Genomic DNA, 574 nt, shown 5'->3' with positions numbered 1-574 from the left:
GATCTGCCCGAACGTGGATATCTTGGAATCCAGGACAGACGCTTTTTGCTGAAGCGGAACCAGTGCCTGCTTTTGCAGGGCCACCAGTTTGGCGATCATTGTCTCGTCCAGGCCGCTGCCGCTGATGCCAGCTGAGCTCAAGGTGGCCATGACCATCCCTTTCTAAGTGCAGAACACCTCCGCGCCACAGCGCAGAACGCGTCCTTGCGAACACGCACACCAAATGCCCGAAGGCATTCCCCGGTATCTTATCGACCGGTTTCTCCCGAACCTGAGGCTTTTTTTGGCTACGCCCTGCGCAGCCAGGCTCAAAAGCCTCGCAGGCTCCCTCTTACTGGATCAGCTTGAGCACCGACTGGGGCAGCTGGTTGGCCTGGGCCACCATCGCTGTACCAGCCTGCTGCAGGATCTGCGTGCGGCTCAGGTTCGCGGTTTCAGCGGCAAAGTCGGCGTCCATGATGCGCGAGCGTGCCGCCGATGTATTTTCTGCCGCCACCTGCAGGTTCGAGATCACAGCCTCGAAGCGGTTCTGGGCAGCACCAAAAGTGGCGCGTGTATTGTTGACGAGATCCAG

1 protein-coding gene is annotated in these 574 nt (G+C 59.4%); it reads right to left on the bottom strand.

Going from position 1 to position 574, the window contains the following annotated elements; translation table 11 throughout:
• Window positions 1-331: 331 nt before the first annotated feature.
• On the bottom strand, window positions 332-574 hold a 243-nt coding region (locus HWX04_RS08270; RefSeq protein ID WP_281356855.1), incomplete at its 5' end, for a flagellin.

It is taken from the genome of Bartonella gabonensis, from assembly GCF_903679515.1.
Lineage (GTDB): Bacteria > Pseudomonadota > Alphaproteobacteria > Rhizobiales > Rhizobiaceae > Bartonella > Bartonella gabonensis.
The sequence above is the reverse complement of the archived record's forward strand: the minus strand, read 5'-3'. Positions and strand labels throughout refer to the sequence as shown.